This is a genomic window from Paenibacillus sp. VT-400, from assembly GCF_001029205.1.
GTDB lineage: Bacteria > Bacillota > Bacilli > Paenibacillales > Paenibacillaceae > Paenibacillus > Paenibacillus amylolyticus.
Genome location: NZ_LELF01000065.1, coordinates 152,579 through 177,250, shown reverse-complemented (window position 1 = coordinate 177,250; position 24,672 = coordinate 152,579). Strand labels below are relative to the sequence as shown.

Sequence of the window (24,672 nt, the reverse complement as noted above, 5' to 3'; positions counted from 1 at the left end):
GAATGTAAACTTCATGGGAGAGATTTTTGATATCAACGCGGTGTTCACATCAATTCCTCGTCTGTTAGAGGTTCTTCCTGTGAGTCTGCAAATCACTGCTATTTCAATGATCTTTGGTCTTGTTTTTGCTTTGTTATTTGCGATTATTCGCATGAAAAAAGTCCCTGTTCTGAGTCAGCTTGTCACTGTCTTTATCTCGTTTATACGAGGAACACCAATTATTGTACAGTTGTATCTAACCTATAACGGGATTCCGTTGTTATTAAAATTCATTAATCAACAGTACGGGACAGACTACAACATTAATGCTGTGCCTGCTATGCTTTTTGTTTTGGTTACTTTCGCATTTAATGAAGCTGCCTACAATTCGGAAACGATTCGTGCTGCTCTACAATCGGTGAACAAAGGGCAGATTGAGGCTGCTGAATCGCTGGGGATGACCTATCTTCAAGTTTTGAGAAGAGTCATCGTTCCTGAAGCGCTTGTCGTTGCGATTCCACCGCTTGGAAATGCATTGATTGGTTTGTTAAAGGGAACGTCCTTGGCGTTTGTTGCCGGAGTTATTGAAATGACAGCACAAGGGAAAATTATTGCCGGAAGCACGTTTAGATTTTTTGAAGTCTATCTCGCTCTTGCAATTATCTATTGGGTCATGACGATTATCATTGAACAAATTCTTCGATATCTGGAGAAGAGATTCTCCATTCCAGACCCGGTTCAACAAACGATCAACGGAGGCGGTTGGTTTAATTGGGGAAGGAGGGGCATCTGATGATCAAGGTAAACCATTTGTCCAAGTCCTTTCACAGCAATTTAATCCTTGACGATCTTTCAGTTGAGATTGAAAAGGGAGATGTCGTGGCTCTAATTGGTTCGTCTGGTGCGGGGAAGTCTACCTTTTTGCGTGCGCTGAACTGTCTGGAAACAGCGGATCGAGGTACGCTGGATCTCGAAGGGTTCAAGATTGATTTTAGTACGATCACTAATAAAGAGCGGCTGGAGCTCCGGAAACAAACGGCGATGGTTTTTCAGCACTTCAATCTATTTCAACATCGAACTGCGCTGGATAATGTCAAAGAAGGCTTAAAGATCGTCAAAAAAATGAATGATCGTGAAGCTACGCAACTTGCCAAAGAGCAGTTGGAACAAGTAGGGCTTTCGGAACGGAGTCATTATTATCCGAAACACTTATCTGGAGGCCAACAGCAACGTGTCGGGATCGCTCGTGCTCTTGCCATGAAACCTAAACTGTTGTTGCTGGACGAGCCAACCTCTGCTCTCGATCCCGAACTTGTGGGTGAGGTACTGCAAACCATCAAAAGAACAGCGGCTACCGGTCAAACGATGCTCCTCGTTTCACACGAGATGAGTTTTGTATATGAAGTAGCGAATAAAGTTCTCTTTTTGGATAAAGGGAAAATTGTTGAAGAAGGGACTCCGGATGAGGTCTTCAATCACCCTAAATCGGAGCGGGCAAAAGAATTCCTTCACAACTATTTCCGTAACAAAGGTGATAATCGCTGATGCGAGCCTTAAACTGCAAGCCATGATTGGACGCTCAAACGTTATTTGTGGATAGCGAACCAATAGGCATTCTTTAAATATAAATAACACCTTGGGCAGACACGATATGCGTGTATTGACCAAGGTGTTATTTGTATCTATCGTTTCCTGAAGTGTGAGTTTTTCTTATATAGCATCCTCATACATGCTCCAGATCATCGATAGGCTCATGCTGCTTGGATTTGAGATATTCCGCCGGAGATACACCGAAGTGCGCCCGGAATACCCGGTGGAAATAGGAGTAACTTGCAAAACCGCAGGATTCGGCAATATGCTCCAGTGTCATTTCACTGTATTTCATTCGTTCCAGCGCCGCATTCAGACGGATCTCAATCGCATATTGAATCATGGTCTGATTGTAGTGCTCCTTAAATAAACGAACTGCACGTGACAGGCTGAGGCCCGCATAACGAGCCGCTTCATCAAGCTTGAACGTAACCGTGGCATGCTCCTCAATAAAACGTTTTAACTTCAGCGCAGAGGAAACTGCCCGATCGGTCTGAATATTTTCTTTAATTGCCCGGTCGATATAAAGACATAATCCGCGTAGTAACGCATCCTTTAGCTCCGCATTTTCCTCAAGAGGTCCGCGACGTTTCTCAAGTAACATATTTCTCCACAGGCTGATGAGCTTGTCATCAAGTCCAATCCGGCTCACGGTAGATCGATGCTGCCGTTTCCACCAGTTCTCGATCCAGCTGCCCTCGCAGAACAGATAATAATCTCCGCTAGACAAGCGTCCTTCCTTATGTGGTTCATCGACCACGAGATGATAGTCGTCACCAGGCTTTAAGAGCAGCAAATCCCCGCTAGTCATCCTGAATTCTTCATCCTGTACATACACTTTGCACGAGCCTTCGGTCTGCAGACGGAACAGATAGGTTTGCAACTCGCCCTTCATATTATGAGTGAACGCCTTATAGTGGTATGAGTAGTCACAGATCAGTACAGATGTCTCTAACGTATCCAAAGATAAAATCCCCCAATATGTACATCCTGCATGCATTCAAATGGGCTACATTCAATTGATGCAAAATGATGGAAATAAAATTTGATCAGATAGTTCATGTTCTGACTATATTGTATATGTTCATTCTAGCCTGTTTTGCGTTAGGATGATACCAGATAGAGCAATGAAAGCAAATTTGAGAACAGAGGTGTATCCTACATGAAAAAACTTAATATTGGTTTGCAATTGTTTACACTCCGTGATGAAACTGCAGCAGATTTTCGTGGTACGTTGCGTAAGGTAGCGGCCCTTGGATATGAAGGTGTGGAGTTTGCCGGATATGGCGATATTCCAGCTGAGGAAATGAAAGCGCTACTAGATGAACTTGGACTGAAAGGATTCAGCAGCCACGTTTCACTACATGCAATGCGCGAAGACTTGCAAAAACAAATCGATTACCTAAAAACAATTGGTGCACAATATATCATTTGCCCTTACCTGATGCCAGAAGATCGTCCTGAGAATGCAGAAGGTTGGACCAAGCTATTCGCTGAGTTACAACAATATGGAGCTGAAGCAGCGAAACAAGGGTTGATCTTCGGATACCATAACCATGACTTTGAATTCCACGGCCAGGTTGGCGATGCCAATGCCTTTGACGCCATGTTCGCTCAAACATCACCGGAAGCGGTAAAAGTGGAAATGGACGTATGTTGGGTACAATTTGCGGGACAAAATCCGATCGAGTATATTAAACAATATGCGGGTCGCTTGCCGCTGCTTCATCTGAAGGACTTCAGCAAAGACGAACAGGGCCAGATGAAAACACTGGAATTGGGACAAGGTTCGGTTGACCTGCCAGCTGTTATTGAAGGCGCTACGAATGCAGGCGTGGAATGGCTGATCGTGGAACAAGACGTATGTCAGAATCCTCCACTTGAGAGCGTATCCAACAGCTACAACTGGTTGAAAGAAAACTACCTGAACCAATTCTAATGGATCATCGAACCATGAAAAATGCTAATCTATTTGTCAAAGGAGACTTATGTACATGAGTAAAATTAAAGTTGCTGTATTCGGCTGTGGAGCCATTGCCGAGCGCAGACATATTCCAGAGTACGCTGCCAATGAGAACGTAGAACTTGTCGCTTTTGCCGATCCGGTTGTGGAGCGTGCGGAGAAGATGGCCGAGACTTACGGCGGTAAAGCGTATTCCAGTTACGAAGAATTGCTTGCAAACGAAACGGTGGATGCCGTTAGTGTGTGTACACCAAACTATCTGCATGCGCCAATGGCGATTGCTGCTGCAAATGCAGGCAAGCATGTATTGGTTGAGAAACCAATGGCAGTATCCACTGAAGAAGGCGAGCAAATGATCGAAGCTGCCAAGAAAAATGGCGTGTATTTGATGGTTGGACACAACCAGCGTTTGATGCCTCCTCACGTAAAAGCAAAAGAAATTCTCGAATCTGGCAAACTCGGTAAAGTCCTGAATTTCCGTACATCGTTTGGTCACCCGGGTCCGGAAGGATGGAGTGTGGACGGAGCTGAAAGCTGGTTCTTCCGTAAAGAAGAAGCGATTATGGGCGCAATGGGCGATCTGGGCGTGCACAAATCCGACTTCATCCGTTATCTGCTGAATGATGAAGTATCTGAAGTGGCTGGTTTCATCAGCACACTGCACAAGGAAGGCACTAAAGTTGACGATAACGCAACTTGCTTGCTGCGTATGAAGAGCGGAGCGATCGGAACCCTCGTAGCGAGCTGGACACAATACAGAGCTGGAGACAACAGTACAGTGCTGTGGTGTGAGAATGGTGTTATGAAGATCGGAACAGTGGAAGGCGATGAAGTTATCGTTGAGCTGACCAATGGTACAGTTGAGACGTACAAAGTTGGTGCCATGGCTACCAACGAGAAACAAGTGCCGAGTGGTGTAATTGACGCATTTGTAGAGTCGATTGTCACTCAAACACCTCCAGCGATTTCAGGGGAAGAGGGCTTGCGTTCCCTGCAAGTGATCTTGGCAGCATTCGAATCCGAGAAAACAGGTCAGATCGTTAAACTGTAATCCAACTGAATGACAGTGCAATTTCTAACGTTCTATATGGCTTAATCTATGATATAAAGGACTTACCTTCAGAGATGTGCTCTGGGGTAAGTCCTTCTGTATTTGTTGATGAATGATTAATTTTCTTTAGATGCCAGCCGGTACATCACTGCCCAGATCCAACCATGCGATTTCAGCAGGAGTCAGCGTGATGCGGGACCCTTCGTCACAGGACAGCAGCTCCGCCTGATTCTGGGCACCGATCAGGGCACAGGTTGGGAACGTCTGATTCAATACATAAGCGAGTGCAATCTGAATGGGTGATGTTTTCTTCGAATTAGCCAATTGTTCAGCCCGACGCAACCGTTCCCAGTTGCCATCACTGTAGAATACACGCACCAGATCTTCGTTATCCCGAACTTCAGGTGTGAATCTTCCAGTGAAGAAACCACGTGCTTGGGAAGACCAGGACAGTAATGGCAACTTGGTTTGATCATGCCATGCGAGCGTCTCTGCATCTGCTGACACACAGCCTTCCCAGAAAGGCTCGTTTGCTTTAGCGAGACTGAGATTCGGACTGCTGAAGGTGAAGCCCTTCAGGCCATTAGCCGCAGCGTACGCATTGGCTTCTTCTAAACGTTGCCAAGTCCAGTTGGAAGCACCGATGGCTCCGATTTTGCCAGAGTTAATATGTTCGTTCAGTGCTTCAAGAATAACACTCACAGGGGTGTTTGGATCATCGCGGTGCAAGGCATACATCTCTACGTGATCTGTCTGAAGACGCTCCAGACTTTCCATCAAGTCACTGCGGATGGCATCAGCGTTCACACGTGGCCCATTCTGGTCATGATGCGCGCCTTTGGTGAGAATGACGATCTGGTCGCGGTTACCACGTTCTTTCATGTAACGACCAAGGACTTCTTCACTCTGTCCACCACAATAGATATGAGCTGTATCTACAGTGTTACCGCCAATCGACAGAAAAGCATCCATGTTCGTAGCTGCTTTATCGTAGGCATTATGCACGAAATAATCGGTTCCTTTAATCAATCTGGAGACACGTTTACCTGCACCAGCAATTTCGATATATTCCATAAGTCAGTTCATCCTCTCAATTATAGTGTAATTCGTGTACGTTCTTCCGCTGAACGAAGGCAAGCTTCCAGTACTTTCATATTAGCTACCGCATCGGAAGGGGCGAAGCGCAGATCCTTGCCCTGAAGTACAGCACGTGCCATATCATCTCCCTGTAGAGAGTAGTGGTTCACTTGCGGGACTTCAATCTCTCTGCGTTCACCACCAGCCGTTACATAGAAGTTGGAACTGCGGTCCTGTCCGCTGATAAATGCCGAAGGGACTTCAATAATACCGTCGGATCCCAATACTTCCAGCGTATTGCGGAAGGCTGCCCACATGCTGCTGTCAAACGTCACGCCAACGTGATTATCGAATTCCAGCAGTCCGGAAGCCATCATATCGACCTGATCATGCTCTGGGGAGAACATGCCAATAACAGTGGCTGCACTTGGTTCTTGACCAAGCAGCAGGCGTGCTACGCTGATGGAATAACATCCGATATCATACAGTGCACCTCCGCCCCAATCCCGCCGAAAGCGGACATTGCCGGATGCATTGGAGTTATTAAATGAAAATGTGCTGTGCATACCACGAATCTCACCAATCTCACCGCTGGCAATGATATCCCGAATCTGCTCATATCGTGGGTGATGGCGGTACATGAATGCTTCAGCCAGATGCACACCTGCATCTTCACAAGCTTGAACCATCTCCTGAGCTTCCTGTTCTGTCAGAGCCAGTGGTTTCTCGCACAAAATATGTTTGCCTGCTTCAGCAGCCCGGATCGTCCATTCTCGATGAAGATGATTCGGCAGTGGGATATATACGGCATCGATGGAATCATCAGCGAGCAAAGCTTCATAACTGCCATAAGCCTTGTCGATCCCAAGTTTCTCGGCCGTCTGTTTGGCTTTATCTTCGTCTCGACTGGCAATCGCGGTTACTTCATTTAACTCGGATTGTTGCAGGCCTGGAATGACGGATTCCACAGCAATGCTAGCGCTACCAAGAATGCCCCAACGCAATTTTTGAACTGAATTCATGTGTTGTATCCTCCCGTTTATGAATGTATATTGTGATTATAAAGAATAGATCAATGAATTAAAATGATAATATATTGAAGTTAGTTAACACAATATTGTTGATCAAGGAGAACCGGCTATGATGAGACAAACCGTATTGCTTACCCTGCAGGATATTCCATATTTTTGTTATCCCGAGTCCGTTGGACATTATATGGACCACGTCCAGCATGCCGTGTTGCGTGAGGCCGGCGCACTGAACAATTTTAATATTCACTACGTCGCTTCGGGCAAGGGATATGTGGAAGTGGACGGGGTGGTACATGAGCTTCGCGCAGGTCAGGCGTTTCTCTATTTCCCGCAGCAGCGGCAACATTATTATAGTAGTGAAGATGATCCATGGGATGTACGATGGGTTCATTTTTACGGTGAACGTCTGCATGATTATATGATCGAGCGGGGGTTACATCGCAATCTATTGTGGACACTGCGGCAACGCAGCTCTTGGGAAGAGGCTCATCTGGCCTTGCTCACTGAAGCGGAACAGAACACCATGTTGCGTCCAGCTCAGCTATCCACACTGACCTATGCCGTACTTGCCGAGTTCGTGCAGCATGCAGTACCTTTAAAGAGCACACGTACCACAAGTAAGGCGGAGAATCGGGTTCTTGCACTTCTTCCACAGATGCAGCAGGAGGCCTGTCAACCTTTCCTGTTGCAGGACTGGGCGGATCTCGCAGGTGTGAGTTCGTATTACTTTTGCAAAATGTTCAAGAGTGCTGTGGAGATGACGCCCATGGAGTTTATCACTCGTTCACGACTACAGATGGCGAAGCAATGGTTACTCGAACGGCCTACGGCCAACATTGGACAAATCGCGGAGGAAGCGGGGTATCCCAATGCCAGTTATTTTAACCGCCAGTTCATGGCCCATGAGGGGATGACACCTACGGATTACCGCGGATTGTATCACAATTAACCCGTATCCTTTCGATGTTGCCAGTGCTTGAGGTATAGTGGTTTGACACAGAGCTCAATCAAGTCTATTATGGATAAATTAAATCCGTGTATAATGAGGTGCCCTCATGAAATATTCAAAAGCGACAAATTATGCTTTGCATACGATGCTTCATCTTGTAAGTACTGCCCCCGAACAGCTGGTTAGTGTACACCAACTTGCAGAATTGCAGAAGGTATCCCCAACCTATCTGTCCAAAATATTGACCAAATTGGTTAAGGCGGGCATGATCGAATCAACTTCTGGCGCCAATGGTGGCTACCGGCTTAGTCGTAAAAATCCGGATCCTTCTTTCCTGGAGATCATTCATGCGATTGAAGGTCAGGCGTCCCTGTTCGAATGTTCCCAGAATCATAACGCAGGCTGTTTGATCCAGCAGGTGATGGTGCAGGCGGAAGAAGAGATGGAAAGTTTTTTGAACAATAAAAAAATGTCAGAACTGGCTTCCCAGATGAAGGGTGCACATTCCTTGTAACTTGCACTAGAAGTGAAGTTTCAATCGACGATGTTAACTCGTCTGCCACATAGGTATATCCAGATCTTTCCCCAACCTCGTGAGAGGTAAGGAAAGATTTTTTTGTATCGTTGTACCTAATAGAAGGCGAATGGTACAATAAGGAAGGTATAGTATGCATACATACATGATCCTAATCTTACATCACATATTACATCTCTGGAGGGACAACACATGAGCCAATCAACGATCACAGGACTGGAACAATTGCTCGCGCTTGAAAACATTCGGAATACCAAGGCGCGTTATTGCCGCTATATTGATACGAAGCAGTGGGATACCTTGGGTGATGTGTTTGCTCCGGATGCAGTGGCCGATTTCAGCACTGAAGGCAATCCAATTCCGGTATTAACAGGCCGTGATACGATCGTACAAGTATTCCATGATCTGGTGGATGTTGCCGTAACCGTACATCATGTTCATAGCGCCGAAGTTGAATTTGTATCTGAGAACGAAGCAAAGGTCATCTCCCCAATGGAAGATTGGGTCACGTTCCCCGAGGGCAATGAGAACAAATCCTTCCACGGATTTGGGCACTACCACGAAACTTTTGTCAAAATCGACGGCCAGTGGTACATCAAACATACAAGTCTGAAACGTCTTCGTTTGGACCTGTTTGAATAGTATACTCAGTGTAGAAGAATAGAGAAGTTGGTCAACCATAAATAATAGCCCCGAGGAGCGTGATGAACGCATCCTTGGGGCTTTTTTGTGTTAGTGGAAGAGGGCAGCTGACACATGCATCATGCATAGAAAATAGGTAGAAAAAAAGCCAGGTTCAGAACCCGAGGGTCCCTTGCTGACTTCTTTTGGTTAGTTATATGTTAGATCTGATGACTTGTTTTCGTGACTTTCCGTGACTGCATTCTCAGATACACCTGAGAGAAAATAACGGATGCCAGTGCGACCACAGTCATGCCCCAGAAAATATTGGTATACGCTGAGGACAGTGGCATGTTTTGCATCGCCGTTAATGCTACGCCGGTAACAGCAACACTGAAAGCACCGCTGAAGAACTGACTGAGTTGGAACAGCCCCATACCTGCGCCCACCTGATCCATGGTCAGATTGCCTGACAATTCATTGGACACGCTGGTGGTCAGGGAAGAGAAGCCAACGCTGAGCAGGACATAGACAGCCATAATGGCATAGATGTTATTGTCTGCAAATAAGGCGAATAGCCCGGCAGCTGCCAGTAGCAGCCATGGTGCAAATTTCAATAGCAACGTATTGCCGTGTCGGTCAATCATGCGGCCGATCCGGTTGGACAGCAGCATAGACACGACTGCACCGGGGAAGATGACAAGTCCGGATTGAGCAGGTGTCAGTCCATACAGATGCGCCAAAATTTGAGGTAACAGGAACAACGTTGAGAAGTTATTAATGTACGATACAATCCCCAGCGAGCTGAGCATCATATATTTTTTGTCTTTAAACAAAGCAGGTTGAACAAATGGATCTGCCGCGCGCCGAATTCGGAGCCAGAACAGAAGCAGTGCCGCAGCACCGATAACAAGCGTGTACCACTGACGGGAAGTCAGGAATAACAGCACACCCGTAGTACCAATGGCAAGAAGCACGGCACCCAGCAGGTCAAATGAACCTTTTTGCGGTGTTTCCCGCGGGAGCAGTTTGAAGAATACAGGAATCAAGAATAACGTTAATCCCGTAACGATAAACAGATCATGCCATCCCAGAAACTGAGTAATACTTCCGCCGATGACGGGACCAAGTCCAAGCCCCAGTGAACTCGCGGACATGATGACAGCCATCGATTTACCCCGGCGATCATGTGGAATGTACCGGGTAATCAGCACAATGGCAAGCCCCGGAACCGATGCAGCACCCGCAGCCTGGATCAGACGTGCAATGAGCAAAATGATGAAATGATTACTGAAGAACCCGAGAACGGATGCCGCACCAAGTAACGTAAGCCCGGTCGTGAATAATGTGCGAATAGGTATGAAATCCGATAGACGTGAGAACGTAATCGAGGAAATGGCAAATACAATGGAATACCCTGTAACAATCCATGAAGAAGCGACGGATGTAAGCATAAATTCGGCTGCAATTTTGGGCAGGGCCAGATTAAACATCATTGTATTCATCACAACGAGTACAACGGTGAAGCCAAGCAAGCTTACAATTAATCCTTCCTGTATTCCGGTCCGTTCCCCTGATGATGCGGTTGCGGTGTTGTTCATAAAAACCTCCTAAAGTGATGTGTATTTCGCAACATTTCAGAAACGGTGTGTAACATTTGCAAAATGTAATATGATGTCAATCCCGTGCCTAACAGCAGGGGTTACATAACGAAATCATTAAAGTTCGATTGGTGTCGAACATTAGAAATATATCATGGATCTGTGTTAAAATACAATGGATAGTCTGAGAAAAGGGGACTACAGTATGAAAATTTTGCATCATCCACAGGTGTCAGATATTGAACTTTCTTCCGTATTGTATGCGTTAAGCGACCCGACCCGTCTTGGGATTGTTGCGGAAGCAGCGAGAAGCGGGGAGCAGCCATGCAGTCATTTTCATGCACCTGTTGTGAAGTCAACGATGTCGCACCACATTCGCACCCTGCGGGAAGCCGGAGTTATTCGGGTCAGAGTGCAGGGCACACAGCATTTTCTCACCCTGCGATCCGATGATCTGGAAACGCGCTTTCCGGGACTCCTGCAACCGTTATTGCAGGCCGCAGCTCAGACGAGCACAGATCTTTCCTAAATGTTGTCCTTTCTTCAGGTCGAAGAGGGGACATTTTTATTTTTTGAAATACTTCTAATACTGATGCGACATTCTGTGTCGTACCATGCCCTATATAATAACGGTGAACACACAAACCATATCGAAAAGAGGTTCACAACCATTGGCAAAAACTAAAAGAGGACGCGTCTTGTGGAGTCTTCCTTCCAGAGGCCGGGGAACATGCCCGGTGTGTAGCAGTACCCGAATTAAATTGTTGTATACGCAAACAAAAACAGACGGTACAAGTCTGAAAGTATGCAAGAAATGTTTCAAAGCCGTGCAATCCAGAGTGGATAAGGCACATGTATAACATAACTGGCCTGTTCTTCGGAACGGGCCATGTCTTTTGATATAATCGAATATATTATGAATGGATGAGATGGGGGCGGGAAGATGAGTAACATGCATCGGATTCACTGGTTTGACGAACAGATTCGGGGTGGACGTTTTCCGAATAGCAGCTGGCTTGCCCGTGAATTTGAAATCTCCCGTCGTCAGGCTCAGCGTGATATTGAATATATGGCAAGTTCCTTGCGAGCCCCTTTGGTGTATATGGCAAAATATCGGGGCTATTGTTATGAGGATCAGAATTTTCGATTGCCCCATTTGTATATGACCGAAGAAGAGCAGCGTGTGCTGAAATATCTGGCGCATCGTTACCGGCATTACGATTATGATCAATCGGACGCGGTGAAACGTGTAGCGCATTTGCTGGAGCGTTTTACGTTGGAGGAACAAGAGATGGGAAGTAGTGAGCTCCCAGTATTTTCGGCGCAACCGAAGCAGCTACAATTCTTTGAATTGTTGTCCCACGCCATAACCGACTTGCGCAGAGTACATATTCATTACAGGGATCATGATGGAGAACGGCAGTTTTCCTTGTGTCCATTAAAGATGATATCCCAGTTTAACGCCGATTACGTGGTGGGTTATGAAGCAGATCCTGTGCAGCAAGTGGCGATTCGCTTGGAGGGCATTGTTCATGTATCGATCTTGGATGAGAGATTTGAGTACAGGTCAGATGCCCTCCTAGGTGGATGGGAAGAACCACTGCCTGTACGTAAACCGTTTGTAGCTGAGATTCGCTTGAAGGAATTGCAGCAAATGGACCTATGGCAAGGGTATCGTATCCAGGCTAGGCACGATCAGATTTATTCAATTGAATTTTATGACACGGATGCTTTCTTACAGCATTTGTTTGTTAGCGAATGGGAGGAACTTTTGTCTCCTGGCTGGCTTAGACGCAAGCTTCAGCAAAGCGCAGAAGAATTAATTGACAGGCTAGCGATACAACGTAAGCAAAACGTGGAATAAAGCAGCATAGAGAGGAGAATATCCGTCCTTGGCTGAGAATATTTTAGATAACCTCATCATGAAGCGGGAGTCCAAATCGTACGTGGATAGTCTGCATGCGATACTCACCCATACGAGCCAGTTTCAAGGTTCCAAGGTTGTACTTGCCGGATATACGGGCATGGCTTTCAAGCTGTCGGTACATCGCAGACTACTTCCCATGTCGGTTACAGCGTATGGGCAATGGGGGGAAGCACATCGTTCGGGAATTGATAACCTGGGGATATTCACGATCTGGGATGGGGGACGTACACGTCATTCCACGTTTGGTTATTATCAGCAGGATGCAGTGAATTGGGTGAGACGGAGTATTGATGAAGGCACTGGTGTGATTTACTGGATTCCTGAGTTCGGTGTTATTCATGGATATGATGACAGTGACCGCATCTTTTATGTGCAAGACGGATGGAGCAAGGAACCGCAGATTTTGTTGTATGACAATTTCGGCTTAAATTTTACCGGATTTTGGTATTGTCAGGTGTTTGGTGATCAGGTCCGCATCCCTGAACAACAGATGCTGCTGGAATCCCTGCGACTGGCAATTGAGGATTGGGATATTCCCTATCGTCTGTTACCTGATCAGAATATTGCTTCAGGTAAAAAGGCATATGATGTGTGGGTGGAGGCCCTGTGGAGTGGGGATTTCGATGAATCCGGTGCAGGTTATATTTTGGAGTCCTTCTGCCATTCGCGAACCGAAATAAGGATGTATTTGCAGGGTGTTCGAGGGATATGGAACGAACTGGACCAGGCTTGTGCATGTTATGAACAGCTTGGGACGTTAATTGACCAAATGAAAGGATATATAGTTCAGCAGGAAAATAGACGTGTCTTGCGATCAGATACGACAGAAAATCTAGCACAGGTACTCGTGAAGGCGAAAGCATTGGAAGAGCAGGCTATTGATTATTTTCGAGTGATATCCAGGAAGTATCCTGACCGTAAAAGGTCCACTATAACACGGTGGGGAGCACATTCAGCACGATAGGATGAGAGGGGAAGGGAGTGAAGGATGATGGCGACAAAAGTAGTATTGCAGGACTGGATTCAATCCCCGCAAGCTGTGAGTTTTGCTGATGAATATAGATCATGGAGCGGTGTGAGCGCATATACAGATGCGTTGTATCGCATTTTATTACATAAACAGTGGACGGTTTTCCCACACCACATGATTGCAGGTATGACAGCAAGTGCATTCCGATTAGTGGTGGATCGGCGTCTGACGTCAGAGTCAATCTCCGCATACAATTGGATGGCAGAGAACTTTGTCGCAGCAGACTTCATTGGTGTGACAACGGGACAACATGGTGGATTTTCATTTGAATCGACTTTCCCGCTCTATCAGAAGCAGGCTCTGCTGGATATCAAAGCTTCCATTGACCGGGGCGTAGGTGCGATTCTCTGGCACGATCAATTTGTCATTGTTACTGGATATGATGATGTGGAACGGGTCTTATTCATCTGTGAAAGTCAAGGTGATGAAATCATTCGTCTGCCCTATGATTCGTTTGGGAGGAACAGTACACCCTACTGGTATTATCAGATTCTGGAAGCCTGTGCATCTATCGATTTATGGGAAGTCTGCAAGGAATCGTTAATCCAGGCCGTGTACAAATGGGAAACTCATGACTATATGCTGCCGCCCCAAGATTATGCCTGTGGGGCGGCTGCGTATGCCGCTATTGCTGCTGCTTTGCAGTCAGGAACATATGACGCTGAACAAGCGGCAACTGTACTTCGCTATTATGCCAAATCAAGATTGGATATTGCCTCTTATGTTGCAGGACTTAAGCATCTGTCCATTCTAATGGACCATGTTATAGACGAGTATGAGCTACTCGCAAACCTGTATACAATGATCGTTGAGGAAATAGACAACCCCATCTCTTGGGATTCCAGTGAACCGGAATGTGTGCAAAGGGTAATTAAGCTTATAGGGAAGGCAGGGGCTACGGAACAACGTGCCATTGATGCCATTAAACGTGCCTTTCCAGAGACGATAGGCAATCGTTTTAAGGATGTTGGATTAAGATAAATGGAGCATGATAGAGAAAATTGAAAAACTCAGCAGGAATAAAACCGGACAGGCCGCAGCCGATCCGGTTTATTTGTATTGAACATATATGCACATTAACTCATGTGATCCACGCTAATCATAACTTTCACAAGAAAAAATAACCAAAATTTTAATTTTGGGGTAATCCAAATCCCCTCTTGTTCCGAATATTATATTAGATGGTCTTTTTTGGATGATGATATTCAAGGACAACAGGGGGCGGGAGTATGGTACATAATCCGGAAACCATTCAGGAATGTATCGAACATGCACGGCAAAGGCTCTACCAGATTGCAGCTCAATACCCGGAACTATGGCATCCGGAGGTTATTCGCCAATCCATGGTGCTGGATGAGTTAATTAATGAATATAACAATGCAACTCGCGGGAGAACGATCTCGAATCAACTGAAATCATGATCTTTCTGAACAAAGAATTCCAAGAGTGGATTCCGTGTGTTTGCCTTACTCTTTTACCGCCCCGAGCACAATCCCCTTTACGAAGAAACGCTGCAAGAACGGATATACGAGCAGGATCGGCAGAGCGCCAATAAAGATCTGAGCTGCGTTCACCGTACGTTGAGACATGTTCTGGAGCTGCGTTGCATCCACGTTCATGTTGGAGAAATCTTGCTGTACAATTATGGTCTGCATTAACGTGGCGAGTGGATATTTGGAAGCATCATTCATATAGATCAAACCGTCAAACCAGGAATTCCATTGACCTACCATGGTGAATAAGGAGATCGTGGCAATGGCGGGCATGGAAACAGGCAGATAGATTTTGAACAGGGTTGTGATATGGTTGGCTCCATCGATAAATGCGGCTTCTTCCAGCTCTTTTGGCACGTTGCGGAAAAAGTTCATCATGAGAATCAGGTTCCAGACAGCCACCGCTCCCGGCAAAATGAGAGCCCACATCGTATTCATCAGTCCAAGCTTCTGGATCAAAATATAGGACGGAATCAATCCCCCGCTAAACAGCATCGTGAAGATGAAAAACCACGCATATAATGAACGTCCTTTAAAGTGCAGACTCTCCTTGGATAACGGATAAGCCGTCAGGAAGACAAGTGTCATACTGAGCAGTGTACCTAGTACCGTACGTTGGACTGAAATCCAGAGTGCACTGAGAAAGTTACTGTTACCAAATGTTTTGGTATAGGCGTCCACGGTAAAATCAATCGGCCACAGTGTCACCAGATTGGCGGATGCTGCCGCTTTACCACTGAAGGAAACCGCCAGAATATGGACCAGCGGCAGGATGCACAGGATCGAAACGGCCGCGATGAATATCAGGTTAAAACCATTGAATATACGGTAACCGGTTGTTTTGTGATACACCTTGATTCCTCCTCAGAAAATACGGTAATTGGCGATTTTGTACGCCATCCGGTACGCAGAGATGACCAGGAACATCGCGACAAATGATTTGAATAGTCCAACAGCGGTCGCAAAGCTCATTTTGCCATTCAGAATTCCCATCCGGTAGACAAAGGTATCGATAATATCGCCTTTCTCATATACCAGCGGATTGTACAGGTTAAAGATCTGGTCAAAACCTGCATTCAGGATGTTGCCCAGTGATAACGTACCTACCACGATAATCATCGGCACGAGTGCAGGCAGGGTAATGTGCAGTGTCTGTCTGAGTCGTGTTGCCCCATCCACCTCCGAAGCCTCATACAATGCCGGGTTAATACCCGCAAGTGCTGCCAGAAATACAATCGTACCGAATCCAAATTCCTTCCACACATCACTGACAACTACCGTTACACGGAACCAGTCGCCATCTCCCAGAAAAAAGATCGGTTCAACTCCAACCGCTGCTAACATCTGGTTTACCAGCCCACCTTCCGGTGATAACATGTCGAGCAGAATTCCACCAAGGACAACCCAGGACAGGAAATGGGGCAGATACACCAAGGTCTGTGAGAAACGTTTGAACGTAGAGTTCCGGACCTCATTCAGCAAAATGGCAAACACCACGGGGGCCACAAGTCCGGCCACTATTTTCATTGAAGCAATCAGTACCGTGTTCCAGATGACCTGAACGCTGTCGGGATATTCGAACATGAACCGGAAATTGTCCCAGCCCACCCATTTGGAGCCAGTGAATCCCAGCCACGGTTTGAAATCTTGAAAAGCAATAATAATGCCGCCCATGGGCACATAGGCGAACAGTAATGTGAGCAGTACAGCAGGCAACAGCATTAGATGCAGCGGCCATGTGCGTTTGAAATTCCAGCGGGTACGTTTGCGTGGATGGGGTGTCATTTTTCGCACCGGCGTATTGGTTGTTAACGGTTGTTCCATAGCCATCAGGGTCCCTCCTTTATCTCGTCCAGCCCTGACAACATGAGGCGAGCAAGCCTCTGCGCAGAGTGGAGCAACTGAATTATAGCAACGGAAAAGGGCGGACTATAGAACAACATTTCAATGCGGATGTTGAAATATTAACTTGTTGATGGAAACAGAGGTTTTCAAGTCACAGGAAAACGGGAGAACATAAAATCATATAGAAATGTAAGGGTTTTCAATATAAAATAGGACTTCGGTGTAGAACGACTTCAAATTCAGGGACAGGGTGAAACAATGAAATTCACAGTATTTGCGAAGACGGTCATTCTCTTAATCTGCCTGCTCGTACCCATTCTGCTGCTCTATACGTATGCGAACCAGGCAAATGTGGATATGGTCGTTGAAGAGAAACAGCAGTCGAGTCTGAACCAGTTCAATTATTTCAGTTCGCAGGTGGATAAAAATATCGAGCAGCTCTCGCTGTATGGCCTAACGTTGCTGCGAGATCCGAGTATCCTGCACTACCGTTACATGACGGACTCAACCAGTCAATATGAGAAGAACAGTATCTATCTGGATATTCTCGACAAATTATCGTTGTACCAGTCCACCAGCCGCTGGAAGAATGATATTACCATTGTCCTGCCGCAAGCAGAACTTGTGTTATCCACCATGTCCAGCCGGACGGTCTACGATGAGAAGATGTTGACGTTCCCGCAACCAGGTCAATGGCAGCTGGAGCAGGGGAGTTTCACCTACTTTTTCACGGATAACTACGAGTGGAATGAAAAACCGGTGAACACAGGCGTGCGAACGGTGATGGAGATTAATTTTGACCCGATGAACGTGGTTGCCATGTTGGATGATTTTAAAGAAACGCAGGGCGGAGATCCCTTCTTGCTGGTACCAGGTAACGATCCGTTGTTGAACCGTACGGCGGACACCGAATTGGTCGAAGCGATCATGCGTGATATGCCTTTTAACGGGCCGGAGAGGGAAGGCAATCATCAATTGGAAGTGGGCGGTAAACAATATCTGGTCAGTTACGTGCACTCCAAACAACTGCAAGCGGTATACGTGAACCCTGTGGTATTGGATGATTTGCTGACCCCAATGGACAAGAGCCGAAATATGTTTATTACCTCCATTCTGTTACTGCTCGTGCTGAGTATCGGGGCCGCACTGCTTTTGTATCGAAAAGTTCAGGTGCCCATCCATCGCTTGATGAAAGGGCTACAACAGATTCGCAAAGGGCAGCTGTCCACACGGATTCCGGTCGATCACTCTCGTGATGAATTCGCGTACCTGACCCAGAGCTTCAACCATATGGCGGAGCAGATTCAGGAATTGATCGAGAAGGTATACGAGGAACGTATCCGCTCACGGGAAGCAACACTGAAACATCTGCAATCACAGATCAATCCGCATTTCCTGTACAACTGCCTGTTTTATATCAAAAATATGACCCAGCTTGGCAACCGTGAAGCGGTTATTGCCATGTCGCTAAGTCTGGGAGACTACTATCGCTACATTACGCGGGGCGAGAATGACATGACAACAGTGGAAGAAGAGATCCGACTGCTGGACCATTACTTGTCCATTCAACAGATGCGGACCAACCGGCTGACCTACGAGATCGCCGTACCGCAGCAACTGATGCAGCTCCATATTCCACGGCTTCTCATTCAACCGATCGTAGAGAATGCGGTGATCCACGGCATCGAACCGATGGAAGGCAGTGGCCATGTCGTCGTAACGGGGATGGCGGTACCCGAACATATTGAGGGACGAAAATATACAAGATATAGCCTGTTTGTAGACAATGACGGTGTCACACTGACAGCGGAAGAGATTGCGGAATTGGAACGGGAGATCAATGAACCGATGGGTGAAGAGATTGGAACAGGGACGTGGAATGTGCACCAACGTCTCGTTACGCGATATGGGCTGTCGTCTGGTCTTCATTTTGGAGCGATTCCCTATGGTGGACTTAGTGTAGAAATTCGATGGTTTGAGGAGGAACAATCGCATGATGAATCTGATGGTCGTGGATGATGAACATTCGGCAGTGGAGTCGATCGCTGTCTCCATACCGTGGAGAGAACACGGGATTGGCCAGGTATTCAAAGCCTATTCAGTCAAAGAGGCACTGGAACATATGGCAACACATCAGGTCCATATTATTATCACGGATATCCGCATGCCGGGTCTGTCCGGTCTGGATCTGGTCAGTCATATCCGGCAAAAATGGGAACAGACAAAATGTATTATTTTATCGGGGCATGCTTCCTTCGATTATGCGAAGCAGGCGCTCAAACATGGGACAGTCAGTTATCTGCTCAAACCGGTCCGGGATGAGGAACTGATCGAATCCGTGCAGCAGGCCGCCGTGCAGATCCGCCTGGAGGGTGAGAAACAAATGCTGCATCAGCGGGCCATGTATTCGGTAAGGGAACATCTGCCCGAGAAGAGGGCGGAGCTAATGAAGGATGTACTGTTAGGGCATAAATTTGCGGATGCTGAACTCGAAGGCAAGCTGGAGCAATTGGAGATCGGGTTCCGTCCACAGGATAAAATGCAACTGCTACTCATCCGATATGATGACCATCAACCCACACATAAAGCATTTCGACTGATGAAGTACGCCATCTCCAATGTGGTGGAAGAGATCTACGGCAGTACCTATCATCTCTGCCATACGGATGATGCCTATGATGATCTGGTCTTCATGGCCAGTCCCAAACAAACCCAAGCCGAACCGGATATGCTGATGGGCCGACTTGGAGAACGATTGCTTCACAGTGTGAGGCAGTATCTGAACGCGACCATTTCCCTGTCCGTTAGTCGTATGGGACGTTTCCCAGATCAGGTGCCCCAGCTATATCATCAAGCCGTGAGTGCGCTTCGCAAGCAGGCCGATGCGGGCAAAGGATTACATCTGAATGCGGCGGCGGGAACCAATGGGGCCACGTTGAAGTCACTTGCGGCGCTGTATGAACCGCCGGGTCTAACGACGTTACTGGAAGCGGGGCGCATGGAGGATGCACACCGCAAGATTGATCAGATCTTTGCAGAGCTGTCGAGCAGTGTGTTCCCGGAGCATGTGTATGTGGCTTTTCATTATTTGGCGGCGGCATTCTCATATATGGCTCATCGGGAAGGAAGGCAGTTAGCCGAAGTGCTTGGCGAGCAGTACCAGCAGTTGCTTAAGGATGGTTATGGCATCTCACTGCGTAGTCTGGAAACGTGGACTCGGTGTGTGATGCAGCAATGGGCAGAGAGTACAAGCGATGCGGGACAGGATGCCGGATCAACGCTGATCAGGCAGGTGCAGCAATGGATCGACCATCATCTGGGCGAGGATTTATCGTTGCAGGTCATTGCCGGAGAGGTGCATCTGCACCCGGTATATCTGTCGAAAATGTACAAACAATCCACAGGTGAAGGCATTAGTGATTATATTATCCGTTCCAGAATGGAACGTGCGGTTCACTTGCTCAAGCATACGGCGATGAAGATCTATGAAGTCGGTCAGGAAGTAGGGTACAACAACACGCCTTATTTCATTCAGGTGTTCCGCAAACATTATGGACTGACCCCGCAAGATTTTCGGAACGGTTAACAAATCAATATGAACATTGAAATTGTGATATATGTTTGCCTCCCCGGCTGCACTATCCTTTTCATGTAAGGTGCATTTGGCACATAAGGGTATCCAAGTTACCTGAGGAGGGGTTAGTTCATGTATAGAAAAATGATGACGGCATTGCTCGCAATAACGATGGTTGCTGTAACGGCATGCAGTTCGGGGGCCAAGGAAGAACCAACGAAGGAAGCCGCTGCACCACTTGCTCTGCAAGACGGGAAGTATGAACCGGCGGTACAGATGAGTTATTTGCGGGCCTGGAATGATGATACGAAATTCAAGAACGGGGAGACGGCACAGAACAATGTGCATACCAAATGGGCCAAGGAACGACTTGGCATCGATCTGACCACGCCATGGGCTGTATCCGTGACCAATGATGCATTTTACACGAAATTGCGCTTGTCCCTGTCCGCTAACGAAGAACTGCCGGATATTGTCTCCATTCGGGGGGACTACAATCTGGTACGGGAATTAATTGAATCCGGCAAATTTGCCAATGCAGGCGAGCTGTTTGACAAGTATGCTTCGGACACATGGAAACAGGCATCCGAATCGGCACCGGAAGAATGGTATCCTTACATGTATGAGGGCGAGCGTTACGGCATTCCGATCTTCGATTATGCGTACAACGGCGATTCGGTCATGTTTATCCGGGAAGACTGGCTGAAGAAGCTGGGGCTGGAAGAACCAAAAACTATAGATGAGCTGGTTACGGTCATGGATGCTTTTACAAATCAGGACCCGGATGGGAACGGCAAGAAAGATACGTATGGTTTGACCGTCGGCATGAAGAATGCACTTAATACCTGGATGACGGAATCCGGCTGGATCTTCGGCATGTACAACACGATGCCTGGACAGTGGAATGATGCCGGAGACGGAACACTGCAATATGGTTCCATTCAGCCAGGTGTGAAGGAAGGCCTTGCGACGATGAAAGATTGGTTGTCCAAAGGTTATCTGCCCAAAGAAGCAGGCGTCTATGACGAGATCAAAGCAGCAGAATTGTTCACCGCTGGTAAAGCTGGAATTATCGTGGGACCACACTGGATGCCAAACTGGCCGATTGATGATGTGAAGAAAAATGTGGATGGTGCCACGTACAAGGCCATTGCCTTACCTACAGGGCCAACAGGAGAGAGCCATCAACATGGCTCTGGTGCAAGCAACGGGGTGGTGCTGATTAACAAGGATATGGCGAACCCGGAAATTTTCTTCACGTATCAAAATTATCTGTTCGACAACTTTGCCAATCCGGAAGTGGGCAGCGAGTTCGAACATGGCTTCGCACAAGGATATGACTATGATATTGTGGACGGCAAAGTGGTTGGTGAAGCCGAGGTAAAGGATGGCGTATCACCACTCAAATATACGATTACGTATGATGGTGCCCGAATTCCGAATCTGATGATGGATACGCTGGCGGAACTTGCGAAGGGCAAAGAGCCGGAGACCCCTTTTGAGAAAAATACGAAAATTGCCAACAAACCGGAAGTGTTTGTAGCCGCTGAGGTGGTCGTTGCGAATAGAGATAACGCGATCAAGAACAAGTTCACCGGGGCACCAACCGAGACGATGAAAATGAAGAAGGACGCAATCGACAAGTTGGAGAAAGATACGTTCAGCAAGATCATCTATGGTCAGGTAGGCATTGAGGAATTTGATGCGTTTGTGACGAAGTGGAAATCCATGGGCGGCGATGATATTACCGCCGAAGTGAACGAGTGGTATAAGACAGTTAATTAATTTACAAAGCAGGGGAGAACTGATGAATTCATCAGTCTACCCTGCTTTTTTTGTCTCGAATAACATTTATGGAAAAATAGAACCTATGAAGTGAATACCAATAATCTATATATATTGAACTAAAACATTCACACGAGAACGAAGAGGGCAGAAATAACCTGAAGAAGCGAAGCGGTCGCCTTTATCCATAGATTTTTACCTTTGTAAGAGTGAATGAAAAAAATCTGGGGATAACAGTGATCGGAAGGTTGTTCTGTCATTGGAGTGGTAAGTGTGAATAACCTTTAGTTCAATCTATATCGTACAGATCGATTATGACTCGCAACGGACAAAGGTAACGTTTTTTCCTAGAATCACATTCTCAACCTTCCATCCTGCATTTAACCAGGATAGTGCCTGTGTATGATTATTGGAATTATTCACCCACCATTGTTCGCGATTATACGCTGTAGGGGGTAACGTAAATCCGAGAATCTCCTCAAGCTCTGCATATGTAAGGGTGATTGAAACTTGATTCAAATAGTTTTCCAAGGGGAAGTATTTGCTGTAGCTCATTTAGTCAGACCTCCTGAAAAGGAATACAATGATTATACAACGTGGGGATGACGATAGCGAGGGCATGCCGAGAGCGTACATAGTTATGAAAGGAATCCGTAGATCTCTTTGACTAGCAAGCAACCGTACGTAAGCCTTATTGTTCCGATTGTACCTGAGAGAGTAAAATAATAGGTAGTATACGAACATTAATACGTATTTATAACATAGATGTCCCGGATTGACCCGGGATTCATAGAGGTTCAAGTAGGTTCAAGTGTAGTTGGTGAACTTTAGATGCATGGAAGGCAGGAGATTAGATGAGTACATTTTATGACCAGGCGATGGAAGAGATGATTACGACGATCCATGAGTGGTTTGATGAACAGGAAAAGCGGGATGACTTGGAAAGTGTTGTGAAGCGAACCACGCTGCAAATGGGTATTTTTAATGATATTGTACTGGATTACAAACCTGGACGGACCACGGTAGACAGCCTGGATCTGGGTTTGGATGATGATGTAAAATTAAAGCAGGCAGGAGCCTTTACCGAGGAACAGGTACGGAACGAGATCGGGCCTAAGCTTGCAGAGGTTGTTCAGGGAAGATTGGACAAGCTGGCAGATACTCCGTTGATTGACTACCGCTTCACCTTGCGAGGGAAATTCCCAACAACCGAAGGCAAGCTGCAACTGACTTTATTGGAATGGATCAACGAAGAGAAAAGAAAGCTGCTCCTTGATCGTATTCATACCTATGTAGACAAGAATCTGGAGAACAGTACATATCCAACGAAGCTATTGGAATCCTTCTTTTTGACGAGTCATCTGCTCGATCCAAAGCTGTTCCCGGAGTTGGATGTAGCATGGACCATCAGGCTGTATGACCGGATTCAAGAGTTGAATCAGGGGCGTCCGGAGGCACTTGCGGAACATCGTGGTGAGATTACTCATGCGTTGACGGCATGGGCGGAGAATCAGTTTTTGCCACAGTATTATGATGTTCAGTCTTCGCCTTATTGTACTAATGAATATTCACTTAAGCCCGGAGCAACGCTGGAGTCGAACATTGAGACACAGGCAGGCCAACATTTGAACGAGCCTGGGGAGGAGCAAACATCCGAAACTCAATCAATCGATCTGCTATTATATACGGCGGTCATGATTCTACGTTTTGAGCCCAGTTATAGCAAATCCAAAGGTGTGACTTTTCTGGAACTCGCGAAGCAACTCGGTAGCAAACGTGCGGCACGTATGATGACAGAAGGTAGCGGAACGTATGCGAAGGACGATATTCATGTGAAAACGGAAGAAGTAGAATGCAAAGCAAATGATGTATTTGCTCTGATGACCATTCACATTCGTAAGGAAGGGGCTGGTGCCTATCAACAGGCACTTACCTTTATCACTCATTTATTGAAACAGGGCTTTCCGAAAAGTTATAAGATCAAGCTCAAGTCCAGCGTAAAGCAGTATTTGCCGATCAAAGGGCTCGCGAAGTCGGATACCCACCGATTCTTTGCCAATGCACTGGAGTACCCGGAATTGCATCCACTTCTGGAAGAGTATGCGCGTGAGGCTATCCAGGAGTTTGAGTTCTACGAGGATACCGAGGGAGAGAAAAGCTGTATGCCGGGCAGTTATGCAACCTTTGGACTGGGGCTTGTGGATGAGCAGTATTTCCCGTTGGTTGAATATTACATGGGTGAAGTGGATGATGAGCATCAGTTGATTCAGGATAAGTTCATTGCGGCATTTGTAGAACAACAGGGTGTCACGGCTCAAGCCATACCTGCGTTAGTCGCCAGCTTGCGTCGTTCGACAGATAGTCTGAAGCTGAAGATTCAGCCCGAACTGGAGAATGAGGAAATACTCGAACTGCTGGTTAGACAGATTCAAAAACTTGAGCATTATGAAGCGGAACGTGTACTCTATCCGATCTTTGGCAAAGTGGAGAAGCTCACAACGCTCGCTCGCAAAGCGGAGGGAAGACGGAAGGAATTATTGCTGGAACTGTTGCAAGCCGCAGGGAAATGAAGATGTACACAAGACAAATAAGATTGTGCTGTGCGAGCCAGTAAAGCATTT

At 46.7% G+C, this 24,672-nt stretch carries 24 protein-coding genes; 17 read left to right on the top strand and 7 right to left on the bottom strand.

The features are described 5' to 3' along the window. Nucleotides 1-13 precede the first annotated feature (13 nt). Both EL84_RS10515 and EL84_RS10510 read left to right on the top strand, forming a co-directional pair. On the top strand, nucleotides 14-772 hold the full coding sequence (locus EL84_RS10515) for an amino acid ABC transporter permease (RefSeq protein WP_047841642.1): 759 nt from the start codon (nucleotides 14-16) through the stop codon (nucleotides 770-772). Next, nucleotides 772-1,524, top strand: a complete 753-nt coding sequence (locus EL84_RS10510) for an amino acid ABC transporter ATP-binding protein (protein WP_047841641.1) — start codon at nucleotides 772-774, stop codon at nucleotides 1,522-1,524. Before EL84_RS10515 ends, EL84_RS10510 begins: the two co-directional genes overlap by 1 nt. Nucleotides 1,525-1,702: 178 nt before the next feature. Here EL84_RS10510 and EL84_RS10505 read toward each other — a convergent pair whose 3' ends face one another. Then, the gene (locus EL84_RS10505; RefSeq protein WP_036668130.1) at nucleotides 1,703-2,533 is read right to left on the bottom strand and encodes a helix-turn-helix domain-containing protein; all 831 of its coding nucleotides are present in this window, start codon (nucleotides 2,531-2,533) and stop codon (nucleotides 1,703-1,705) included. Between the two features lie 198 nt (nucleotides 2,534-2,731). Here EL84_RS10505 and EL84_RS10500 point away from each other — a divergent pair, with 198 nt between their 5' ends. Beyond that, nucleotides 2,732-3,508 (top strand): sugar phosphate isomerase/epimerase family protein, encoded by a 777-nt coding sequence (locus EL84_RS10500; protein ID WP_047841639.1) that lies wholly within the window; start codon nucleotides 2,732-2,734, stop codon nucleotides 3,506-3,508. A 55-nt stretch (nucleotides 3,509-3,563) separates the two neighbouring features. Then, nucleotides 3,564-4,583 (top strand): Gfo/Idh/MocA family protein, encoded by a 1,020-nt coding sequence (locus tag EL84_RS10495; protein ID WP_036668128.1) that lies wholly within the window; start codon nucleotides 3,564-3,566, stop codon nucleotides 4,581-4,583. Nucleotides 4,584-4,709: 126 nt separating this feature from the next. Here the strand turns inward: EL84_RS10495 and EL84_RS10490 are convergent, their stop codons facing one another. Together EL84_RS10490 and EL84_RS10485 are read right to left on the bottom strand one after the other, a co-directional pair. Beyond that, nucleotides 4,710-5,657: an aldo/keto reductase gene (locus EL84_RS10490; protein ID WP_047841638.1), complete on the bottom strand. Its 948-nt coding sequence runs from the start codon at nucleotides 5,655-5,657 to the stop codon at nucleotides 4,710-4,712. Between the two features lie 20 nt (nucleotides 5,658-5,677). Further along, on the bottom strand, nucleotides 5,678-6,682 hold the full coding sequence (locus EL84_RS10485) for a Gfo/Idh/MocA family protein (protein ID WP_047841637.1): 1,005 nt from the start codon (nucleotides 6,680-6,682) through the stop codon (nucleotides 5,678-5,680). 118 nt (nucleotides 6,683-6,800) lie between these two features. On the opposite strand from EL84_RS10485, the gene EL84_RS10480 reads away from it, so the two are divergent. The 3 genes from EL84_RS10480 to EL84_RS10470 all read left to right on the top strand — a co-directional run bounded on the left by EL84_RS10480 (nucleotide 6,801) and on the right by EL84_RS10470 (nucleotide 8,817). After that, nucleotides 6,801-7,640, top strand: a complete 840-nt coding sequence (locus EL84_RS10480) for a helix-turn-helix transcriptional regulator (RefSeq protein WP_036606789.1) — start codon at nucleotides 6,801-6,803, stop codon at nucleotides 7,638-7,640. A 106-nt stretch (nucleotides 7,641-7,746) separates the two neighbouring features. Next, the gene (locus EL84_RS10475; RefSeq protein WP_017692155.1) at nucleotides 7,747-8,154 is read left to right on the top strand and encodes an RrF2 family transcriptional regulator; all 408 of its coding nucleotides are present in this window, start codon (nucleotides 7,747-7,749) and stop codon (nucleotides 8,152-8,154) included. Between the two features lie 213 nt (nucleotides 8,155-8,367). Next, nucleotides 8,368-8,817, top strand: coding sequence for a nuclear transport factor 2 family protein (locus tag EL84_RS10470; RefSeq protein WP_047841636.1), 450 nt, complete (start codon nucleotides 8,368-8,370; stop codon nucleotides 8,815-8,817). Nucleotides 8,818-9,017: 200 nt separating this feature from the next. Here the strand turns inward: EL84_RS10470 and EL84_RS10465 are convergent, their stop codons facing one another. Beyond that, complete coding sequence (locus tag EL84_RS10465) at nucleotides 9,018-10,397, bottom strand: MFS transporter (protein WP_047841635.1); 1,380 nt, start codon at nucleotides 10,395-10,397, stop codon at nucleotides 9,018-9,020. 205 nt (nucleotides 10,398-10,602) lie between these two features. On the opposite strand from EL84_RS10465, the gene EL84_RS10460 reads away from it, so the two are divergent. The 6 genes from EL84_RS10460 (at nucleotide 10,603) to EL84_RS10440 (ending at nucleotide 14,775) form a co-directional block, all read left to right on the top strand. Continuing rightward, nucleotides 10,603-10,926 (top strand): ArsR/SmtB family transcription factor, encoded by a 324-nt coding sequence (locus EL84_RS10460; RefSeq protein WP_047841634.1) that lies wholly within the window; start codon nucleotides 10,603-10,605, stop codon nucleotides 10,924-10,926. A 142-nt stretch (nucleotides 10,927-11,068) separates the two neighbouring features. Further along, on the top strand, nucleotides 11,069-11,257 hold the full coding sequence (locus EL84_RS32515) for a hypothetical protein (RefSeq protein ID WP_074096524.1): 189 nt from the start codon (nucleotides 11,069-11,071) through the stop codon (nucleotides 11,255-11,257). Nucleotides 11,258-11,340: 83 nt separating this feature from the next. Next, entirely contained in the window at nucleotides 11,341-12,261 is a 921-nt protein-coding gene (locus tag EL84_RS10455) for a helix-turn-helix transcriptional regulator (protein WP_047841633.1), read from the top strand. Between the two features lie 28 nt (nucleotides 12,262-12,289). Beyond that, the gene (locus EL84_RS10450) at nucleotides 12,290-13,288 is read left to right on the top strand and encodes a C39 family peptidase (protein WP_235431518.1); all 999 of its coding nucleotides are present in this window, start codon (nucleotides 12,290-12,292) and stop codon (nucleotides 13,286-13,288) included. A gap of 24 nt (nucleotides 13,289-13,312) precedes the next feature. Next, a complete protein-coding gene (locus EL84_RS10445) occupies nucleotides 13,313-14,335 on the top strand; it encodes a hypothetical protein (protein WP_161799415.1) in 1,023 nt (340 codons plus the stop codon). Between the two features lie 248 nt (nucleotides 14,336-14,583). Further along, nucleotides 14,584-14,775, top strand: coding sequence for an aspartyl-phosphate phosphatase Spo0E family protein (locus tag EL84_RS10440; protein WP_036606805.1), 192 nt, complete (start codon nucleotides 14,584-14,586; stop codon nucleotides 14,773-14,775). Between the two features lie 45 nt (nucleotides 14,776-14,820). On the opposite strand, the gene EL84_RS10435 is transcribed toward EL84_RS10440, so the two are convergent. Further along, entirely contained in the window at nucleotides 14,821-15,699 is an 879-nt protein-coding gene (locus EL84_RS10435; protein WP_047841631.1) for a carbohydrate ABC transporter permease, read from the bottom strand. A 12-nt stretch (nucleotides 15,700-15,711) separates the two neighbouring features. Continuing rightward, nucleotides 15,712-16,632: an ABC transporter permease gene (locus tag EL84_RS10430; RefSeq protein ID WP_047841684.1), complete on the bottom strand. Its 921-nt coding sequence runs from the start codon at nucleotides 16,630-16,632 to the stop codon at nucleotides 15,712-15,714. A 318-nt stretch (nucleotides 16,633-16,950) separates the two neighbouring features. Here EL84_RS10430 and EL84_RS10425 point away from each other — a divergent pair, with 318 nt between their 5' ends. The 3 genes from EL84_RS10425 to EL84_RS10415 all read left to right on the top strand — a co-directional run bounded on the left by EL84_RS10425 (nucleotide 16,951) and on the right by EL84_RS10415 (nucleotide 22,051). Continuing rightward, a complete protein-coding gene (locus EL84_RS10425) occupies nucleotides 16,951-18,711 on the top strand; it encodes a sensor histidine kinase (RefSeq protein WP_047841630.1) in 1,761 nt (586 codons plus the stop codon). Continuing rightward, the gene (locus tag EL84_RS10420) at nucleotides 18,686-20,278 is read left to right on the top strand and encodes a response regulator transcription factor (RefSeq protein WP_047841629.1); all 1,593 of its coding nucleotides are present in this window, start codon (nucleotides 18,686-18,688) and stop codon (nucleotides 20,276-20,278) included. Before EL84_RS10425 ends, EL84_RS10420 begins: the two co-directional genes overlap by 26 nt. A gap of 120 nt (nucleotides 20,279-20,398) precedes the next feature. Beyond that, nucleotides 20,399-22,051 (top strand): extracellular solute-binding protein, encoded by a 1,653-nt coding sequence (locus EL84_RS10415; RefSeq protein WP_047841628.1) that lies wholly within the window; start codon nucleotides 20,399-20,401, stop codon nucleotides 22,049-22,051. 312 nt (nucleotides 22,052-22,363) lie between these two features. Here the strand turns inward: EL84_RS10415 and EL84_RS10410 are convergent, their stop codons facing one another. Further along, nucleotides 22,364-22,606, bottom strand: a complete 243-nt coding sequence (locus tag EL84_RS10410) for a hypothetical protein (RefSeq protein WP_047841627.1) — start codon at nucleotides 22,604-22,606, stop codon at nucleotides 22,364-22,366. Nucleotides 22,607-22,905: 299 nt separating this feature from the next. Between EL84_RS10410 and EL84_RS10405 the strand changes: the two genes are divergently transcribed. Further along, the gene (locus tag EL84_RS10405) at nucleotides 22,906-24,621 is read left to right on the top strand and encodes a DUF6138 family protein (protein WP_047841626.1); all 1,716 of its coding nucleotides are present in this window, start codon (nucleotides 22,906-22,908) and stop codon (nucleotides 24,619-24,621) included. The last annotated feature ends 51 nt before the right edge of the window (nucleotides 24,622-24,672 follow it).

Coding starts and splice junctions, on each gene's coding strand:
- EL84_RS10515 (WP_047841642.1), top strand. CDS start 14: ATGGGAGAGATTTTTGATATCAACGCGGTGTTCACATCAATTCCTCGT.
- EL84_RS10510 (WP_047841641.1), top strand. CDS start 772: ATGATCAAGGTAAACCATTTGTCCAAGTCCTTTCACAGCAATTTAATC.
- EL84_RS10500 (WP_047841639.1), top strand. CDS start 2,732: ATGAAAAAACTTAATATTGGTTTGCAATTGTTTACACTCCGTGATGAA.
- EL84_RS10495 (WP_036668128.1), top strand. CDS start 3,564: ATGAGTAAAATTAAAGTTGCTGTATTCGGCTGTGGAGCCATTGCCGAG.
- EL84_RS10490 (WP_047841638.1), bottom strand. CDS start 5,657: ATGGAATATATCGAAATTGCTGGTGCAGGTAAACGTGTCTCCAGATTG.
- EL84_RS10485 (WP_047841637.1), bottom strand. CDS start 6,682: ATGAATTCAGTTCAAAAATTGCGTTGGGGCATTCTTGGTAGCGCTAGC.
- EL84_RS10480 (WP_036606789.1), top strand. CDS start 6,801: ATGATGAGACAAACCGTATTGCTTACCCTGCAGGATATTCCATATTTT.
- EL84_RS10475 (WP_017692155.1), top strand. CDS start 7,747: ATGAAATATTCAAAAGCGACAAATTATGCTTTGCATACGATGCTTCAT.
- EL84_RS10470 (WP_047841636.1), top strand. CDS start 8,368: ATGAGCCAATCAACGATCACAGGACTGGAACAATTGCTCGCGCTTGAA.
- EL84_RS10465 (WP_047841635.1), bottom strand. CDS start 10,397: ATGAACAACACCGCAACCGCATCATCAGGGGAACGGACCGGAATACAG.
- EL84_RS10460 (WP_047841634.1), top strand. CDS start 10,603: ATGAAAATTTTGCATCATCCACAGGTGTCAGATATTGAACTTTCTTCC.
- EL84_RS10455 (WP_047841633.1), top strand. CDS start 11,341: ATGAGTAACATGCATCGGATTCACTGGTTTGACGAACAGATTCGGGGT.
- EL84_RS10445 (WP_161799415.1), top strand. CDS start 13,313: ATGATGGCGACAAAAGTAGTATTGCAGGACTGGATTCAATCCCCGCAA.
- EL84_RS10440 (WP_036606805.1), top strand. CDS start 14,584: ATGGTACATAATCCGGAAACCATTCAGGAATGTATCGAACATGCACGG.
- EL84_RS10430 (WP_047841684.1), bottom strand. CDS start 16,632: ATGACACCCCATCCACGCAAACGTACCCGCTGGAATTTCAAACGCACA.
- EL84_RS10425 (WP_047841630.1), top strand. CDS start 16,951: ATGAAATTCACAGTATTTGCGAAGACGGTCATTCTCTTAATCTGCCTG.
- EL84_RS10420 (WP_047841629.1), top strand. CDS start 18,686: ATGATGAATCTGATGGTCGTGGATGATGAACATTCGGCAGTGGAGTCG.
- EL84_RS10415 (WP_047841628.1), top strand. CDS start 20,399: ATGTATAGAAAAATGATGACGGCATTGCTCGCAATAACGATGGTTGCT.
- EL84_RS10410 (WP_047841627.1), bottom strand. CDS start 22,606: ATGAGCTACAGCAAATACTTCCCCTTGGAAAACTATTTGAATCAAGTT.
- EL84_RS10405 (WP_047841626.1), top strand. CDS start 22,906: ATGAGTACATTTTATGACCAGGCGATGGAAGAGATGATTACGACGATC.